General features: G+C 67.9%; 18 protein-coding genes. 15 read left to right on the forward strand and 3 right to left on the reverse strand.

What is annotated here, in order from left to right:
• Positions 1-23 precede the first annotated feature (23 nt).
• On the forward strand, positions 24-989 hold the full coding sequence (locus A7E77_RS06155; protein WP_063686646.1) for an alpha/beta fold hydrolase: 966 nt from the start codon (positions 24-26) through the stop codon (positions 987-989).
• On the opposite strand, the gene A7E77_RS06160 is transcribed toward A7E77_RS06155, so the two are convergent.
• Positions 980-1,507, reverse strand: a complete 528-nt coding sequence (locus tag A7E77_RS06160; RefSeq protein WP_192930023.1) for a gamma carbonic anhydrase family protein — start codon at positions 1,505-1,507, stop codon at positions 980-982. The genes A7E77_RS06155 and A7E77_RS06160 overlap by 10 nt on opposite strands.
• 185 nt (positions 1,508-1,692) lie before the next feature.
• On the opposite strand from A7E77_RS06160, the gene A7E77_RS06165 reads away from it, so the two are divergent.
• The 12 genes from A7E77_RS06165 (at position 1,693) to A7E77_RS06220 (ending at position 12,662) form a co-directional block, all read left to right on the forward strand.
• The gene (locus A7E77_RS06165) at positions 1,693-3,120 is read left to right on the forward strand and encodes a methyl-accepting chemotaxis protein (RefSeq protein ID WP_063686650.1); all 1,428 of its coding nucleotides are present in this window, start codon (positions 1,693-1,695) and stop codon (positions 3,118-3,120) included.
• Between the two features lie 276 nt (positions 3,121-3,396).
• Complete coding sequence (locus tag A7E77_RS06170) at positions 3,397-4,836, forward strand: methyl-accepting chemotaxis protein (protein WP_063686652.1); 1,440 nt, start codon at positions 3,397-3,399, stop codon at positions 4,834-4,836.
• A gap of 56 nt (positions 4,837-4,892) precedes the next feature.
• Positions 4,893-5,177: an STAS domain-containing protein gene (locus A7E77_RS06175; protein ID WP_043061119.1), complete on the forward strand. Its 285-nt coding sequence runs from the start codon at positions 4,893-4,895 to the stop codon at positions 5,175-5,177.
• Positions 5,178-5,188: 11 nt separating this feature from the next.
• Positions 5,189-7,417 (forward strand): chemotaxis protein CheA, encoded by a 2,229-nt coding sequence (locus A7E77_RS06180; RefSeq protein WP_063689766.1) that lies wholly within the window; start codon positions 5,189-5,191, stop codon positions 7,415-7,417.
• Positions 7,414-8,280 (forward strand): CheR family methyltransferase, encoded by an 867-nt coding sequence (locus A7E77_RS06185; RefSeq protein WP_063686654.1) that lies wholly within the window; start codon positions 7,414-7,416, stop codon positions 8,278-8,280. Before A7E77_RS06180 ends, A7E77_RS06185 begins: the two co-directional genes overlap by 4 nt.
• Positions 8,277-9,299: a protein-glutamate methylesterase/protein-glutamine glutaminase gene (locus A7E77_RS06190; protein ID WP_024310334.1), complete on the forward strand. Its 1,023-nt coding sequence runs from the start codon at positions 8,277-8,279 to the stop codon at positions 9,297-9,299. Before A7E77_RS06185 ends, A7E77_RS06190 begins: the two co-directional genes overlap by 4 nt.
• Positions 9,296-9,865, forward strand: a complete 570-nt coding sequence (locus A7E77_RS06195) for a chemotaxis protein CheD (RefSeq protein WP_017980241.1) — start codon at positions 9,296-9,298, stop codon at positions 9,863-9,865. The genes A7E77_RS06190 and A7E77_RS06195 overlap by 4 nt, the downstream gene beginning before the upstream one ends.
• Positions 9,866-9,894: 29 nt before the next feature.
• Positions 9,895-10,275 (forward strand): response regulator, encoded by a 381-nt coding sequence (locus A7E77_RS06200; RefSeq protein ID WP_017980242.1) that lies wholly within the window; start codon positions 9,895-9,897, stop codon positions 10,273-10,275.
• A gap of 20 nt (positions 10,276-10,295) precedes the next feature.
• On the forward strand, positions 10,296-10,739 hold the full coding sequence (locus tag A7E77_RS06205) for a chemotaxis protein CheW (RefSeq protein ID WP_017980243.1): 444 nt from the start codon (positions 10,296-10,298) through the stop codon (positions 10,737-10,739).
• A gap of 41 nt (positions 10,740-10,780) precedes the next feature.
• A complete protein-coding gene (locus A7E77_RS06210) occupies positions 10,781-11,794 on the forward strand; it encodes a chemotaxis protein CheB (protein WP_063686656.1) in 1,014 nt (337 codons plus the stop codon).
• Positions 11,791-12,138: a hypothetical protein gene (locus A7E77_RS06215; protein WP_017980245.1), complete on the forward strand. Its 348-nt coding sequence runs from the start codon at positions 11,791-11,793 to the stop codon at positions 12,136-12,138. Before A7E77_RS06210 ends, A7E77_RS06215 begins: the two co-directional genes overlap by 4 nt.
• A gap of 101 nt (positions 12,139-12,239) precedes the next feature.
• The gene (locus A7E77_RS06220; RefSeq protein WP_017980246.1) at positions 12,240-12,662 is read left to right on the forward strand and encodes a MarR family transcriptional regulator; all 423 of its coding nucleotides are present in this window, start codon (positions 12,240-12,242) and stop codon (positions 12,660-12,662) included.
• Positions 12,663-12,945: 283 nt separating this feature from the next.
• Here the strand turns inward: A7E77_RS06220 and A7E77_RS06225 are convergent, their stop codons facing one another.
• On the reverse strand, positions 12,946-13,176 hold the full coding sequence (locus tag A7E77_RS06225; RefSeq protein WP_017980247.1) for a hypothetical protein: 231 nt from the start codon (positions 13,174-13,176) through the stop codon (positions 12,946-12,948).
• 82 nt (positions 13,177-13,258) lie between these two features.
• Between A7E77_RS06225 and rarD the strand changes: the two genes are divergently transcribed.
• Positions 13,259-14,167, forward strand: coding sequence for an EamA family transporter RarD (gene rarD / locus A7E77_RS06230; RefSeq protein ID WP_063686658.1), 909 nt, complete (start codon positions 13,259-13,261; stop codon positions 14,165-14,167).
• Here rarD and A7E77_RS06235 read toward each other — a convergent pair.
• Positions 14,134-15,132 carry a sugar kinase gene (locus tag A7E77_RS06235; RefSeq protein WP_063686660.1) on the reverse strand — a complete coding sequence of 333 codons (999 nt, stop codon included), beginning with the start codon at positions 15,130-15,132 and terminating at the stop codon, positions 14,134-14,136. The two genes, rarD and A7E77_RS06235, sit on opposite strands and share 34 nt — an antisense overlap.
• Positions 15,133-15,312: 180 nt before the next feature.
• Here A7E77_RS06235 and A7E77_RS06240 point away from each other — a divergent pair, with 180 nt between their 5' ends.
• Complete coding sequence (locus A7E77_RS06240) at positions 15,313-16,623, forward strand: glycoside hydrolase family 130 protein (RefSeq protein ID WP_063686662.1); 1,311 nt, start codon at positions 15,313-15,315, stop codon at positions 16,621-16,623.
• Positions 16,624-16,647 lie beyond the last annotated feature (24 nt).

Genomic DNA, 16,647 nt, shown 5'->3' on the forward strand with positions numbered 1-16,647 from the left:
AACCTTGAGCGACGGAGACGGGCATGCAGAGCGCGACACGCTGGACCCTCGGCAGCCTGGTGGGCGGCGCGGCGCTGACGGTCGCCGGCGGGCTCGGGCTCTCCTTCTACTCAGATCGGCTCGCACGCGACGCGGAGCGGCAGGTGCCGCCCGACGGCCGCTACATCCGGGTCGATGGCGCGCGGTTGCATTATGTCGACAAGGGCACCGGCCCCGCGATCGTCATGGTCCATGGCCTTGCCGGCCAGCTGCGCAACTTCGGCTATGGCATGCTCGACATTCTGGCGAAGGACCATCGCGTCATCCTCGTCGACCGTCCCGGCTCGGGCTATTCGACCGCCGACGAGGATCGCGAACCGAATGTCGTCGAACAGGCGGCGATCGTCGCGCGCTTCATCGAAGCCCTTGGGATCGACCGGCCGTTGCTCGTCGGCCATTCGCTGGGCGGCGCCATCGCGCTGGCGCTGGCGCTCGACCATCCGACGCTCATTCGCGGCCTCGCGCTGATCTGCCCCCTCACCCAGCCGCAGGATGGCGTGCCCGAGGCGTTCCGCAGCCTCGCCGCCATCCCGCCGTCGCTGCGCCTCCTGATGGCGAGCACGATCGCCACGCCATTGAGCCGCCTCACCTCGGAACGGACGCTCGCCGCGGTCTTCGCGCCCGAAGCGCCGCCCGCCGACTTCGTCACCCGCGGCGGCGGCGCGCTGTCCGCCCGCCCTGCAGCGATCGCGGCGGCGGCGGCGGACCTGTCGCATGCCGCCAGCGACATCGGCGCGATCGCCGCCCGCTACGGCGACCTCCGCGTACCGCTGTCGATCCTCTACGCGCGCGAAGACCATGTCCTCGACCCCGATCTGCACGGCCACCGCACCGCCGCGGCGATCCCCGGCGCGCGGATCGACGTGATCGAAGGCGGCCACATGATCCCCGTCACCCAGCCGGAAGAGACCGCCCGCTTCGTTGCGGAGGCGTCGGCGCGCTACGCCTGAAGCGCGCGCAGCCCGGTGCGATAGCGTTCGGCATTGGCGACATAGGTCGCCGCCGACAGCCTGAGGCCGGCGATCTCCGTCTCGGTCAGCGGCCGCAGCACCCGCGCCGGGCTGCCGACGATCAGCGACCCGGGCGGGAAGCTCTTGCCCTCCGTCACCAGGGCGCCCGCACCGACCAGCGAATCGGCACCGATCACCGCGCGGTTGAGCAGCGTCGCGCCCATGCCGATCAGGCAATTGTCGCCGACGGTCGCACCATGGACGATCGCGTGGTGCCCGATCGTTACGCCCTGCCCGATCGTCGTCGGCACGCCGGGATCGGCATGCACCATCGCGCCATCCTGCACGTTGCTGTCCGCGCCGATCGTGATCGGATCGTTGTCGCCGCGCAGCACCGCATTGAACCAGACCGACGCCCGCGCGCCCAGCATCACGCGCCCGATCACCTGCGCGCCCGGCGCGACGTAGGCGTCGGCGGCAAGGTGGGGTCGGACATCGTCCAAAGCGTAACAGGTCATCGACATGTCCTTCGCCAGCCATTTTGAGCACACATATCCAAAACGGTTCAGTGCCAGAATGGACGTAGTTTACCGGGCCTTTACCCTTTTCACGCAAAGCGGACCAATCGATTCCGAGAAGCATCGGTGGCCCGGAGGGGGGAGCCGCTTCAGCTCGACGGTCTTGACGAAAAGGAACGCCGACGATGCTGAATTGGTTCGAGAAAAGTGCCCCCATCCGATTGAAATTCAAGGTCCTGCTGGTGATCCTTGGCCTGTTTACCGCAGGCGGCATCGCCACCACCTATCTCGCGGCGCTCGCCGATCCGTCGCAGGTCGGCATATACCTCGCCGCCGCCTGCGTGCTGACCGCCCTGACCATGGCGACTGTGTTCGTCGCCGGCAAGTTGATCAGCGATCCCTATGTCGCCACCGTGGTGCGGATGGAGGGGCTGGCCGCGGGCGATCTTGCCACGCCGATCGCCAACACCGACTATCGCGACTGCATCGGCCGCATTTCGCGCGCGATGGAAATCTTCAAAGAAAATGCCGAACGCGTTCAGGCCGGCGCCGCCGCGCAGCAGATCATCGTCGGCTCGCTCGGCGAAGGGCTGACCCGCCTTGCCAGCGGCGATCTCAGCTATCGCATCGACCGCGCATTCCCAGCCGAATACGAACAGCTCCGCATCGACTATAACCGCGCGATGGACGCCGTCGCCGAAACGATGAGCGCGGTCACCGACGCCACCAATGGCATCAACAGCGGCGCGATCGACATCCGCCAGGCTTCCGACGATCTGTCGCAACGCACCGAACAGCAGGCCGCGAGCCTGGAAGAAACCGCCGCGGCGATGGACGAGATCACCTCGACCGTCCGCCAGACGGCCGCCGGCGCGGTCCGCGCAAACGGCGTCGTCGAGGAAGCGCGCGTCGAGGCCGAACAGTCGGGCGCGGTCGTCGCCCGTGCGGTCGAGGCGATGGGCGGCATCGAACGCTCGTCGAACGAGATTTCCGAAATCATCAGCGTCATCGACGGCATCGCCTTCCAGACCAATCTGCTGGCGCTGAACGCAGGCGTCGAGGCGGCGCGCGCCGGCGACGCCGGCAAGGGCTTCGCGGTTGTCGCCTCCGAGGTGCGCGCCCTGGCGCAGCGCTCGGCGGAAGCGGCCAAGGACGTCAAGACGCGCATCAACGCCTCGTCCGAACAGGTCGAAGCGGGCGTCGAACTGGTCAGCGAGACCGGTCAGGCGCTGCAACGGATCATCGGCCGCTTCGCCGAGATCAGCAACCTCGTCGGCCAGATCGCCACCGCCGCCGAACAGCAGGCGACCGGCCTGCAACAGGTCAACACCGCGGTCAGCGAAATGGACGGCGTGACCCAGCAGAACGCCGCGATGGTCGAGGAAGCCACCGCCGCGGCGCGCAGCCTGTCCGCCGAATCGGACGAGCTCGCCCGCCATGTCGCCCGCTTCAAGGTGGGCGACGGCGAACCGAAGGCGGCGGTGCCGGCGGTCCACCAGCTGCAAAATCGCGCCGCCGACGCCGGCCGCCGCATCGCCCGTGCCAGCCGCCGCGCCACCGGTGGCGGAGCGGCGGTGGCCGTGGCGCCGAGCGACGATTGGTCCGAATTCTGATCCCGCGATCGGCGGGCCCCGGCCCGCCGGTCTTCTTCCCTCCGGTTTTGATAGAAAGGCGACGCCATGTCGGTTCGATTGAACGACGACCGTTATCGTGTCGTCGCCCGTCCTCCCGCTCCCCGCTTCCCCCGGCGTCATGCGACCCGGATCGGTACGAAGCGGCCGAAAATTGCACCCATTTCGGTTGCTCAACCGGTCGTTAAACACGTGTCGCGACAACCCGCGCTCATGGTCCGGGGGGACTTGCCTTTCCGGGCCCTGAGGGAGGGTCTGATGACACTGGAATGGTTCGCCAAACACGCGCCCATCCGCACGAAATTCCGGGTGTTGGCGGGAACGCACGCGACGCTGGGAGGCATTGCCGTGGCGATCACCGCGCTCACCGCGACGGGCACGCTCGCGATCGGTCCGGCGTTCGACATCGCGGTCGTCGCCGCTGCGGTCGCCGGCATCGTCGCGACGACGGTGATGGCCGGGCGCCTTATCTGCACGCCCTATGTCGACACCGTGCTGCGCATGGAGGCGCTGGCCGACGGCGACCTCGATTCACCGATCGCCTATACCGAGAATCGCGACTGCGTCGGCCGGATGACCACCGCCATGGCGGTCTTCCGCACCAATATTGAAAAGGCGAACACCGCCGAGGCGCAGCGGTGCATGGCCGCCGCGCTCGGCGAAGGGCTCGGCGCGCTTGCGCAGGGCGACCTCACCTTCCGCATCACCGCAGGCTTCCCAGCGGATTTCGAATCGCTGCGCGACGACTTCAATGCGGCGATGGACGCGATCCGCACCGCGATGACCGCGGTCGATCAGGCCGCCACCCGCATCAACCATGGCTCGCAGGGTATTCTCCAGGCGTCGGACGATCTGTCGCAGCGCACCGAGCAGCAGGCCGCCAGCCTGGAAGAAACCGCCGCGGCGATGGACGAGATCACCAAGACGGTCCGACAGGCCGCCACCGGCGCGACGCGTGCCAACGACGTGGTCGCCGCCGCGCAGACCGAGGCCGAACAATCGGGGGCCGTCGTCGCCCGCGCGGTCGAAGCGATGGGCGGCATCGAACGCGCCTCGGCCGAGATCTCCGAGATCATCAGCGTCATCGACGGCATCGCCTTCCAGACCAACCTGCTCGCGCTGAACGCGGGCGTCGAGGCGGCGCGCGCCGGCGACGCGGGGAAGGGCTTCGCCGTCGTCGCATCCGAAGTGCGCGCACTCGCGCAGCGCTCGGCCGAGGCGGCCAAGGACGTGAAGACGCGCATCAACGCCTCGTCCGAACAGGTCGATGCCGGCGTCGCTTTGGTCAGCGAAACCGGCCAGGCCTTGCAGCGCCTGATCGGCCGCTTCGGCGAGATCAACGGCCTCGTCGCGCAGATCGCCATCGCCGCCGAACAGCAATCGACCGGCTTGCAGCAGGTCAACACGGCCGTCGGCGAAATGGACAGCGTGACGCAGCAGAATGCCGCCATGGTCGAACAGGCCACCGCCGCCGCCCGGGAACTGTCTGGCGAAGCAAGCGAACTTGCCCGTCAGGTCGCCCACTTCCGCGTCGGCGATACCGATGTCGGTCATGGTGTGCGCGTCGTTAGTCATTCCGTCAGCAATAGTGTGCATCATCTTCAGCAACGCGCCGCCGAAGCGGGCCGTCGCCTCGCCCGTCCTCGGGCCGGCAACGCCGCCGTGGCGATCGCGGACGACGATTGGTCGGCGTTCTGATGCGTCCGCAGCCACTCCAATCGCCGTCGTGCCGTCCGTAGGAAAGTCGAACCCGTATGTCCGTGCCATCGCTTCCGCTTGCCCCCACGCTCGATACCTCGGCGGCCGTGCCGCTGCGCCACGCGCTGCTCGGCCTGATCGAGCGCGGTGAGGCGCTGCGCCTCGACGGGGCAGAGGTCGCGCGGGTCGGCCAGGCCTGCCTCCAGGTGCTGGTCAGCGCCCGCACCACGGCGATCGCCCGCGGTCTCGATTTCCGCATCGATCGGCCCAGCGAGGCGCTGGAACGGATGATGATCGTCGCCCGGCTCGACACCGCGCTCGAACCGACCTGCGGCGCCTGAAAGGATTGATGATGAACCTCGACGAGATCCAGCAGATCTTCTTTCAGGAATGCGAGGAAGGTCTCGCGACGATGGAGGCGAGCTTCGCCTCCGTCCGCCAGGGTGGGCACGACACCGAAACGATCAACACCATCTTCCGGTCGGTCCATTCGATCAAGGGCGGCGCGGGCGCGTTCGGGCACGAGCGGTTGCAGGCGTTCACCCATGAGTATGAAACGCTGCTCGACCTGGTGCGCAACGGCACGCTCGATCTGACGTCGGACCTGCTCGGCACGATCGTCGGCGCGTTCGACATGCTGTCCGATCACGTTGCCGCGGCGCGCGACGGTGGCGATGCGCCCGCCGACGGCCCGATGCTTGCGCGCCTCGTTGCCGCCTCGACGCCCGGCGCCGTGGTGGAGGCCGCGCCCGAACCGGTAGCCGCAGCGCCCGCCGCCGCCCCGATCGACGATTTCGACGATCTGTTCGAAATGTGCGAAAGCGTTCCCGAACCGGAAGAAAGCCTCGGCAATCCCGGCGACTGGACCGTCACCTTCGTGCCCGGCACCAACGCGCTCGACAATGGCGGCGACCCGCTGCTGCTGGTGCGCGAGCTGACGCTGCTCGAGGGCGAAGTCCTCGCCGCCGACGTGTCGCGCCTGCCGCTGCTGTCCGAACTGCATCCGGAACGCTCGTATCTCGGCTGGACCGCGATCGTGCCGGGCAGCGTCGCCGAAGACGATATCCGCGGCATCTTCGAATTTATCGGCGATTGCGAACTCACCGTCACCCGCATTGGCGAACCTGCCGTGTCGGATGACGATCTGATCGCCGACATGCTCGCCGACGTCATGCCGGCCGCGCCCGCATCGGCTTCGGTCGAAGAGATCCTGCCGGTCGCCGCGCCCGTGCCCGCCGCCGCCCCGAAGCCCGCTCCGGTGGCTGCGGCGCCCGAACCGGCGCCTGCGCCGATCGCGGCCCCAGCCCCGGCGGCGCCCGCCCCGGTCGCGACGGTGTTGCCCGCCGAACCTGCCGCGCCGCGCCCCGCGGCCGCGCCGCCCGCGCAGACGATCCGCGTCGACCTCGACAAGCTCGACCGCCTCGTCAACCTGGTCGGCGAGCTCGTCATCACCCAGGCGATGCTGGCGCAGCGCCTGTCCGAACATGGCGCCGGCGGCATCAGCGAACTGACCGACCTCGACCACCTGACGCGCGAGCTGCAGGAATCGACGATGGCGATCCGCGCGCAGCCGATGAAGACCGTCTTCAGCCGCGTGCCGCGCATCATCCGCGAACTGGAGGTCGAAACCGGCAAGCGCGTCCGCCTCGACATCGTCGGTGAGATGACCGAGGTCGACAAGACCGTCGTCGAACGCATCGGCGAACCGTTAACCCACCTGATCCGCAACGCGGTCGACCACGGCCTCGAAACGCCGGCCGATCGCCTCGCCGCGGGCAAGCCGGAAGAAGGCGTCGTCACGCTGTCGGCCGCGCACCATTCGGGCCGCATCGTCATCACCGTCGCCGACGACGGCCGCGGCATCGACCGCAAGCGCGTGCGCGCCAAGGCGATCGAGCGCGGCATCATCACCGCCGACGCGATCCTGAACGAGGAAGAGATCGACAATCTGATCTTCGCCCCCGGCTTCTCGACCGCGGCGACCGTCTCCAACATCTCCGGCCGCGGCGTCGGCATGGACGTGGTGCGCAAGAACGTGCAGGCGCTGGGCGGGCGGATCGGCATCACCTCGACGCTGGGCTCGGGGTCGACCTTCGCGCTGTCGCTGCCGCTGACGCTGGCGGTGCTCGACGGCATGATCGTCACCGTCGGCGACCAGACCTTCGTCATCCCGCTGGGCCATATCGTCGAGAGCCTGCGCCCCGACGAAGACGGCGTGAAGGTGCTCGGCCCGACCGCGTCGCTGCTCGACGTGCGCGGCTCGTACGTGCCGGTCCACCGCGTCGCCGAACAGCTCGGCATCCATGGCGCGCAGACCAATCCCGAGGATGCGGTGCTGATCGTGGTCGAATCCGATCACGGCCAGGCGGTGCTGATGGTCGACTCGATCCAGGACCAGCGCCAGGTCGTCGTGAAGAGCCTTGAGGCGAATTACGAAGCCATCCCCGGCCTTGCCGGTGCCACCATCCTGGGCGACGGCCGCGTCGCGCTGATCCTCGACGTCGATGCGCTGATCTCGCGCTGGCGCCGTGACCCGCGCCACACCACGCCGCCGCACGCGCCGCTGAGCCTCGCCGCATGAGCGCCGCCGCCGCGACACTCGTCGGACAGCGACCGACCGAATTCCGGTTCGAGGTTGCCGATCACCAGGCGATCAGCGAATTCGTGTACGAGGCGGCGGGCATCCTGCTGCCGCCGAACAAGATGCAGCTCGTCTATGGCCGGCTGGCGCCGCGGGTGCGCGCCTGCAGGCTGACGACCTTCGCCCAATATGTCGCGCTGATCGGCACCGATCCGGTCGAACGCACGCAGGCGCTGGATGCGCTGACCACCAACCACACCAGCTTCTTCCGCGAATCGCATCACTTCGATCACTTCATGGAGCATTGCTGGCCCGCGCTCGACGCGCGGCTGACGACGCGCGGCAAGGTGCGCCTGTGGTCGGCGGCCTGCTCCAGTGGCGAGGAACCCTATTCGCTGCTGATGGCGATCTTCGGCCAGGAACGCGGCAACGGCCAGCGCCTCGCACGCACCGACCTGCGCGTGCTAGCCACCGATTTGTCGACCGAGATCCTCGCCGCGGCCAAGGCCGGTCGCTACACCTTGGATACCGCATCGGGCGTGCCGCAGTCGCTGCGCTCGATCTGGATGACGCGCGACGGCAATCAGGCGGAGGTTCATCCGCTGATCCGCGAGCGCGTCGCCTTCCGCAAGCTCAACCTGCTCGAAAACTGGCCGATGAAGGGGCAGTTCGACGCGATCTTTTGCCGCAACGTCATGATCTACTTTGACGAACCGACCAAGGAACGCTTGCAGACCCGGCTTGCCGACCACCTCGTTCCCGGCGGATTCCTGTACATCGGGCATTCCGAGCGGCTCTCCAACTCGGTCGCGCCACGCTTCGCCTGCGTCGGCCGCACCACCTTTCAGAAAGTGACGGCATGACGGTCCGCGCTCTAGTGGTCGATGATTCGCCGACGATGCGCGCGATGGTGTCGCATAGCCTGTCGCAGGATCCGGATATCGAGGTCGTCGGCACCGCCGACGGGCCGATGACCGCGCGCGAGATGATCAAGTCGCTCAACCCCGACGTCATCACGCTCGACATCGAGATGCCGGGGATGAACGGCCTCGACTTCCTCGAAAAGATCATGCGCCTGCGCCCCATGCCCGTCGTCATGCTGTCGACGCTGACCGGCAAGGGTGCGGAAGCGACGATCCGCGCGCTCGAACTGGGGGCGTTCGATTGTTACGAAAAGCCCAAGCAGGCGTTCGGCGGCGGTCTCGGCAACGATTTGACGCGGCTGGTCAAGGCGGCGGCGAAGAGCAGGGTTCGCCCCCGCTTCCAGGCGGCACCGGTCCAGCGCGCCCCCGCCGCCGATTACGTGCCGCGCCAGGACGCGATGATCGCGATTGGATCGTCGACCGGCGGCGTCGAGACGCTGATCGAGCTGCTCGGCGGCTTCCCGGTCAATTGTCCGCCGACGGTCATCGTCCAGCATATGCCCGAAAGCTACGTGCCGACCTTCGCCGCGCGGCTCGACCGGCTGTCGGCGCCGCACGTCAGCGTCGCGCGCCCCGGCGCGCCGCTGGAGGTGGGGCATGTCTATGTCGCACCCGGCGGCGCCTATCACACCGAGATCACCGGCGGGACGTTGCGCCGGTGCCGTCTGGTCGAGGACGAGAAGATGAGCGGCCACCGCCCCTCGGTCGACCGGCTGTTCCATTCGGTCGCGCGCTGGGCCGGTGCATCCGCGGTCGGCGCGATCCTGACCGGCATGGGCGCCGACGGCGCGCAGGGGCTGAAGGCGATGCGCGACAAGGGCGCGATGACCATCGGCCAGGATGCCGACAGCTGCGTCGTCTACGGCATGCCCGCCGCGGCGTTCCAGATGGGCGCCGTGACTGCGCAGCTGCCGCTGTCGAAGATCGCGGCGCGACTGATGGCGGAGTGCCGTGCATGACCCCATTGTCGAACCTTCCCCGCGCCTCCGACGGCCTGCGCCGGATCAACATCCTGCAGGGCGAAACCAAGGTGTCCGACGACGCCGGCGTCGTGCTGACGACCGTACTCGGCAGCTGCATCTCGGCCTGTCTCTACGATCCGATCGCCAAGGTCGGCGGCCTCAACCACTTCCTGCTCGCCGAGCCGGGCAGTGGCGAGACCGACGTGCGCTCGCTGCAACGCTACGGCGTCTATGCGATGGAAGTGCTGATCAACGCGATGATGTCGATGGGCGCGACGCGATCGAACCTGAAGGCGCGCATCTATGGCGGCGCCAGCCTGCGCGACGGGTTCCGCGATATCGGTGCAACCAACGCGCTGTTCGCCCGCCGCTTCCTGCGCGACGAACGCATCGCGCTGGTCGGTGAGGACGTCGGTGGCCATGGCGCGCGCCGGATCGAATTCCGTCCGACGCTGGGCCTTGCCCGCTGCCGCATCGCCACCGATCGCCCGGTCGAAAAACCGCGCGTCGCCGCTCCCGCTCCCGTCATCGCCGATGCCGTCGGCGATGTGGAATTCTTCTGATGAACCCCCTCCCCCAAAAAGGAACTGCCGTGTCCAGCATGATCATGACCGTGGACGATTCGCCCAGTATGCGGATGCTGCTGAAGGCAGCGCTGACCGACATGGGCTACAACGTCCTCGAGGCCGAAGACGGCGTCGATGCGCTCGAACGGCTCGGTGGCGCCTGTTCGTCGGGCAACGGTCCCGACCTGCTCATCACCGACATCAACATGCCGCGTCTCGATGGCTTCGGCCTGATCGAGAAGGTGCGCGAACAGGACCGGCATCGCAACCTGCCGATCCTGGTGCTCACCACGGAAAGCTCGGATGAAAAGAAGCAGCGCGCGCGCTCGGCGGGCGCTACAGGTTGGATCGTCAAGCCGTTCCATCCCGACAAGCTCGCTGCGGCGATCCGCCGCGTCCTGCACTGATTTGCAACAGGAATAACATCATGTCCCGTCAGCTCATCACCTTCCAGATCGGCGAACAGGTTCTCGGCGTCGACATCATGGCGATTCGCGAAATCCGCGCCTGGTCGCCGGCCACGCCGCTGCCCAACGTGCCGGCGCATGTGCGCGGTGTCGTCAACCTGCGCGGCGTCGTGTTGCCCGTGCTCGATCTCAGCCATCGCCTGGGCTGGGGCTCGACCGACCCGTCGTCGCGCCACGTCATCATCGTCGTGCGGATCGGCGAACAGTTGCAGGGACTTATCGTCGACGCCGTCAACGATATCGTCAGCATTCCTGACGATGGTATGCAGCCGCTGCCCGATATCGGCGAAACGCCCGCCGCCCAATTCCTTGAAGGACTGGCGACGATCGATCAGCGGCTGATCCTCGTGCTCGCGCTGGAGCGGCTGGTCGATAGCTCGGCTTCGCTCTCCGACGCTGCCTGAACGATTACCCTCCGTCTTCTCGTTACCCAAGGATAACAGGCATGGCCGCCGCCCCGGTTAAAGTTCTCGTCGTCGATGATTCGCTCACCATGCGCGCGCTGTTATCGGGCGCTCTCGAACGCATCCCGGGCGTCACCGTCGTCGGTTCGGCCGACGGCGCCGAGGAAGCCCGCGTCATGCGCGACAAGCTGGTTCCCGACGTCATGACGCTCGACGTCGAAATGCCGGGGATGAGCGGCCTCGAATATCTCGCCGAGCTGATGGAACAGCGGCCGATGCCGGTCATCATGTTCTCGACCCGGACCGAGGCGGGGGCGGAAGCATCGATCGAGGCGCTGCGGCTGGGCGCGATCGACTGTTTCCCCAAGCCCAAGGTCGCGGTCGCGGCGGAGTTCGACAAGATCCTCGCCAAGCTCGGCAAGCGTATCAAGGCTGCCAAGGGCGCCGCGGTGAAGGCCGCCGGCGCGACCAAGGTGGTGGCCGCGCCGCCGCTCGACTGGAACGGCCGCCTGCTCGCGATCGGTGGCGAGGCTGCGGCGACGCAGACCTTGTTCGAACTGTTCGGCGCCTTTCCGGCGAACTGCCCGCCGACCGTCGTCGTCCAGCATCTGGGCGCGGGCCTCGCCGGTACGATGATCGACAAGCTGGCCGCAGAAATCGCGCCCAAGATCGTGCTGGCCGAAGACGGCATGCCGGTCGAACAGGGCACGATCTATCTCGCACCCCCGGGCGAGACGCATGTCGTCGTCGATTCCTGGCCGAACGGCAAGCTGCGCATGCTGCCGCGCGATCCGGTCGCGGGCGAGCGGCCGTCGATCTCGATCCTGTTCGCCTCGGTCGCGAAGGCGGCGGGCGCCGAATCGGTCGGTCTGCTGCTCGGCGCGGATGGCGAGGACGGCGATGCCGGCGTGCGCGCTCTGTCGGCGGGCAACGGCTTTTACATCACCCCGGCCGAGGATCGGAGCCAGGGCTATACGATGGCGCGGCGCATGGCGAACCAGCCGGTCCCCGCGGACCAGCTCGCCCGCACCCTTCTGAAACTGTGCAACAAGTGATCGGGCTGCCCGTCGACATGGGATCCGCCACCCCGATCACGCCGGGCTGCGAACCGGCCCTCGCCCATGCGCTGGCGGACGAGCTGGTCGGGATCACCGGCCTGCTCGCCGACCTCGCCTTTGATCTCGCCGGCAATCCCGACACGCTGCGCCACCACATGCACAGCCTGCAGGGGATCGACCGGATCACGCAGGCGCAGCTCGCCGTCGCCGACCTGCTGCGTTCCTGCGCGCCGGTCGAACAGCGGATCGCCGCGGTCACGTTGGAGGAAATGGGCGGCAACATCCGCCGCGCGGTCGATCGCTATCGGGCCGAAGGGGTGCCGATCGACCCAATCGATTGATCGTTTGACCGATATAGTCTCGCACGACACCACTTGATTTCGGACCGGCTAAGTTTATGCGCTGACAGTGAAACCAAAAGCGGGGCACGATGGGAAGCGCAATGCGAGGACAGGACGCCGCTCTGTTTAGCGATCAGAATGCCAATAACGGTCTGCTCTCACCCATCGCGGTGAGCGCGACGCCGGACGAACATCTCTACGCGCTCGCACGGGCCTTTACGGCATCGCGCCGGCGGCTGACCACGCATCTCGATGCGTCGCTGTTCGCCAATCCCGGCCTCGACATCATGCTGTTCCTGTTCGCCGAGGGCCAGGGTGGCCGCGCGGTCACCACGAACGCCTGTTGCGCCGCGGCCGGCGTGCCGCGCACCACGGCGCTGCGCTGGGTGAAGCTGTTGCAGGAACGGGGGCTGATCGACGGCAGCGACGATATCACCGATCGGCGCGTGACGATGCTGGCGCTGAGCGACCGCGCCCGTCAGATCATCCGCACCTGGCTGACCGACATCACTGTAGTACCGTAGACGATCCCGGGTCTCCGCGGTCGCTGGGCGCATAGCACAGCGCGTCGAGCGCATGTGCGACGTAAAGGGCCGCGACCGGACAGTGTTGCTGATCTAACAGCACGAGCACCTCGGACAATTGGGTGCATATCCGCTCGTGCGTCTCGGGCGCCATCCCGTTCTTTCCCAATAAGAACCTATCGACATGACATGACATGTCTGTCATGTCGGCAATCGACGTTTATGCTGGGCTGGTTTTGAAAGCAACCGTTCCGGAGACAATCCTTTTTGCGAGGATAGGCGTCTAATCTTCAACAAGGATGGGATGAGCGGCACGCAGATCGTCGGCGATTCGTTCGACGATATCGTTCTCGGCGGCGGTGCCGGACGGCGTCACCGACCAGTTGCAATGCGGATGCGTGGCGATGGGGTAGACGCGCAGGTCCCCCGTCACCAATCGCCAGCGCCGCCGGTTGCCGCCAGCCCGACGAATCAGCGTCGACAGAAACAGATCATGGAGCGCGCCGCTGGTCATCCCCTGCCCCTAGCCGGCTGGTGCCCCAAGGAAAAGCGCCGCGCGCTTGCCTCACCCCGATCGACCCGGCACAGCGCGCACCATGTCCGCCGCCTCCTCCACCCGCACCGGCCTTCTCCAGGGCATCGGCGCCTATAGCTTGTGGGGGGCGCTGCCGCTTTACCTGCACCTGCTGTCAGGTGTCCCGCCGCTGCAGGTGATCGCACACCGCGTGCTCTGGTCGCTGGTCCTGCTGGCGGTCATCGTCGTCGCCACCCGGCGATTGCGGCCGCTACTGGCCGTCGCGCGTGGCCGCACGCTGCTGATGCTGGCGGGCAGCGCGACGCTGATCGCGATCAACTGGTTCGTCTACATCTGGGCGGTCGATAACGCGCATCTGGTCGAAGCGAGCCTCGGCTATTTCATCAATCCACTGGTCAATGTCACGCTCGGGACGCTGTTGCTGCACGAGCGGCTGGGCCGGGTGCAGGCCATCGCGATCGGCCTCGCCGCCTGCGGCGTGCTCATCTTCGCGCTGAACGGCGGCGGCGCGATCTGGATCTCGCTTGCCCTGGCGCTCAGCTTCGCCTTCTACGGCTTCCTGCGGAAGATCTGCGCGATCGATTCGCTCGGCGGGCTGACCGTCGAAACCGCGCTGATCGCACCCGTCGCGCTCGCCATCCTGATCGTCGCCGGGCGCAACGGCACGTCCGCCTTCGGCAGCGGGACGGGGATGGACCTGCTGCTCGTCCTCGCCGGCCCCGTCACCGCCGCGCCGCTGCTGCTGTTCGCCGCCGCCGCGCGCACGCTGCGCTACACGACGATCGGGCTGCTCCAGTTCATCGCGCCGACGCTCCAGTTCCTCGAAGCGGTGCTGCTCTATCACGAGCCCGTACGCCCGGCGCAGCTCGCCACCTTCGCGCTGATCTGGGCCGGGTGCGGCCTCTATGCGTGGAGCAGCGTCGCCGCCGCCGCGGCTCAGCGGCGCACGTCCAGCCCGCCGGCCAGATAGGCGTCGAGGTCCGCCTGCCGGAACAGTGCGGCATCACCGGGGAGCGAATGTTTGAGGGCGGTCAACGCCACGCCCGACTCCGCCGCCGCCGCGATTCCCTGTCCCCGCCGCAGCGCGTGCAGCACGCCCGCCGCAAAGGCATCGCCGCCGCCGATCCGGTCGACGATCCCCGCCAGCGTCACCTGCGGCGTCTCCACCCATGTCTCGCGCGTGTCGATCCGCGCCGACAGATAATGGAGGTCGACATTCTCGACTGTCCGCGCGGTCGAGGCGATCGTCTGCAGCGTCGGAAACGCCGCGAACGCCGCCTCCGCCGCGGCGCGCGCCTCGCCCGCCTCGAACGGCGTGCCGAGCAGCAGCGCGATGTCGCGATGGTTGCCGAAGAACAGGCTGGCGCGCGCGACCAATTGCGTCAGCAGACCACGCGGATCGCCATCCCACCGCTCCCACAGTTTCGCGCGGTAATTGCCGTCGAACGAGATCGGGATGTTTCGCGCCGCCGCCGCCTCGACCGCCGCGATCGCATTCTGTGCCGCCACCGCACCCAGCGCCGGGGTGATCCCCGACAGATGCAGGCCATCGACGCCGTCGAACAGCTCATCCCAGTCCCACGCCGATGCCGGCGCCTCAGCAAAGGCGGAATGCGCCCGGTCGTAGATCACCTCGGTCGCGCGCATCCCGGCGCCGGAGGTGACGAAATACAGCCCCATGCGCGCGCCGCCCAGCGTGATACCGCGCGTATCGACGCCATGGCCGCGCAACGTCGCGATCGCCGAACGGCCGAGGTCGTTGTCCGGCACTTGGCTGGCAAAGCGCACGTCATGGCCCAGTCGCGCGAGCGCCGTCGCGACATTCGCCTCCGCCCCCGCGACCCAGACGTCCAGCTTCGGCGTCTGCAACAGCAGCTCGCGCCCCGGCGGCGACAGGCGCAGCATGATCTCGCCGAATGCCAGCAACGTCCCCATGCATCCCCTCCCGATCCGTTCCGCCCGCCTGCCACGTCACCGCGCACTCGAACAGGTGAAAAGCGCATCCATCATATGGGAAGGACAGGATGAGCAACATTTCCTGACAGGATGGACCGATGGGCGACGGACCCGCCGCGCCGGTTCGCGCGTCTATCGCGACAACCTCTGGAGGGTGCCTTGGCCGCAACGTTCGTCCGCCATCTGAAGCCGACGCTGCTTCCCGATCCCAAGCGTACCGTCATCCGCCCCTTCCTGCCCGAAGACCCCGCCCCGTTCGCGGTCGAGGGTGCGCCGCGCGGCGACCGGATCGTCGATCGCCTGCTCGCGCTCGACGACGCGCGCACCGCCGACCTGGTCGAGGCAATCGTCGAGGGCCTCGGCGCCCGGCATCGCGAAGTGCCTGCGCTACTGCTGCGCCGGTTCGACGAGGTCGCGGCGCAACTCGACCTGCCGCCCGATTTGTCGGAAGCGCGCCGCATGCTGATCGGCGGCTATTGCAGCGCCGAATATTCGTTCGAAGCCGCCGCGCTGTTCAACCCCAGCATCGTCCCCCATCCCGACCAGAGCGACTGCGCGGACGGCGCGATCCGCTTCGTCCTGTCGCTGCGCGGGATCGGCGAGGGGCATTTGTCCTCCGTCACCTTCCGCACCGGCACCTGGGGGCCGGACGACGACGACCTCGTCCTCCACCCGCCCGGACCGCAGGGCGTGCCGCCGGTGGTGGAGGAGCCCGACCCCGAACTCGTCCGCCAGATCGGCGCCAAGGCCTTGGTGCAGCTCAACTGTGGCGACGCGCGCGAGCCGTCCGAAACCGTGCTGTTCCCGGTCGTCCCCAGCCAGAGCCGCGGGATCGAGGACCTGCGCCTCGTCCAGTTCTGCGAGGACGACGGCCGCACCACCTATATGGGCAGCTACACCGCCGTCTGCGCCGAAAGCGCGCGGCAGGAACTGCTCCAGACCGACGATTTCCGCCTGTTCCACATGCACCCGGTCGAAGGGCCGGTGGCGAGCGGCAAGGGCATGGCGCTGTTCCCGCGCAAGATCGGCGGCAAATTCGCCGCGCTGTTCCGCCACGACAACGAAAACCTGTGGTACGCCACCAGCGACACCCCGCTCGCCTGGGACCGCCCGGTCCGGATCATGGAGCCCGCATACCCCTGGGAATTCGTGCAGATCGGCAATTGCGGCTCTCCGATCGAAATCGACGAGGGCTGGCTGGTCCTCACCCATGGCGTCGGCATGGTCAGAAGCTATTGCATCGGCGCCGCCTTGCTCGACCGCGACGATCCGACGAAGGTGCTCGGCCGCCTGCCCGAACCGCTGATCGCACCCGATGGCGAAACCTGGGACGGCTATGTCCCGAACGTCGTCTATTCCTGCGGCGCCATGGTCCGCGGCCGCACGCTGCTGCTCCCCTATGCCCTCGCCGACGACATGACGAGCTTCGCGATCGCGCCCCTCGACGACCTGCTTGCGGCCATGCGCTGACCAATAAGTCCTCCCCCGCCAGGG

The organism is Sphingomonas sp. NIC1 (genome assembly GCF_001638925.1).
Classification (GTDB): domain Bacteria; phylum Pseudomonadota; class Alphaproteobacteria; order Sphingomonadales; family Sphingomonadaceae; genus Sphingomonas; species Sphingomonas aquatilis.

Excerpts from the sequence above, each read along its gene's own strand:
- A7E77_RS06155 (WP_063686646.1), top strand. The coding sequence starts at position 24 with ATGCAGAGCGCGACACGCTGGACCCTCGGCAGCCTGGTGGGCGGCGCG.
- A7E77_RS06160 (WP_192930023.1), bottom strand. The coding sequence starts at position 1,507 with ATGACCTGTTACGCTTTGGACGATGTCCGACCCCACCTTGCCGCCGAC.
- A7E77_RS06165 (WP_063686650.1), top strand. The coding sequence starts at position 1,693 with ATGCTGAATTGGTTCGAGAAAAGTGCCCCCATCCGATTGAAATTCAAG.
- A7E77_RS06170 (WP_063686652.1), top strand. The coding sequence starts at position 3,397 with ATGACACTGGAATGGTTCGCCAAACACGCGCCCATCCGCACGAAATTC.
- A7E77_RS06175 (WP_043061119.1), top strand. The coding sequence starts at position 4,893 with ATGTCCGTGCCATCGCTTCCGCTTGCCCCCACGCTCGATACCTCGGCG.
- A7E77_RS06180 (WP_063689766.1), top strand. The coding sequence starts at position 5,189 with ATGAACCTCGACGAGATCCAGCAGATCTTCTTTCAGGAATGCGAGGAA.
- A7E77_RS06185 (WP_063686654.1), top strand. The coding sequence starts at position 7,414 with ATGAGCGCCGCCGCCGCGACACTCGTCGGACAGCGACCGACCGAATTC.
- A7E77_RS06190 (WP_024310334.1), top strand. The coding sequence starts at position 8,277 with ATGACGGTCCGCGCTCTAGTGGTCGATGATTCGCCGACGATGCGCGCG.
- A7E77_RS06195 (WP_017980241.1), top strand. The coding sequence starts at position 9,296 with ATGACCCCATTGTCGAACCTTCCCCGCGCCTCCGACGGCCTGCGCCGG.
- A7E77_RS06205 (WP_017980243.1), top strand. The coding sequence starts at position 10,296 with ATGTCCCGTCAGCTCATCACCTTCCAGATCGGCGAACAGGTTCTCGGC.
- A7E77_RS06210 (WP_063686656.1), top strand. The coding sequence starts at position 10,781 with ATGGCCGCCGCCCCGGTTAAAGTTCTCGTCGTCGATGATTCGCTCACC.
- A7E77_RS06220 (WP_017980246.1), top strand. The coding sequence starts at position 12,240 with ATGCGAGGACAGGACGCCGCTCTGTTTAGCGATCAGAATGCCAATAAC.
- A7E77_RS06225 (WP_017980247.1), bottom strand. The coding sequence starts at position 13,176 with ATGACCAGCGGCGCGCTCCATGATCTGTTTCTGTCGACGCTGATTCGT.
- rarD (WP_063686658.1), top strand. The coding sequence starts at position 13,259 with ATGTCCGCCGCCTCCTCCACCCGCACCGGCCTTCTCCAGGGCATCGGC.
- A7E77_RS06235 (WP_063686660.1), bottom strand. The coding sequence starts at position 15,132 with ATGGGGACGTTGCTGGCATTCGGCGAGATCATGCTGCGCCTGTCGCCG.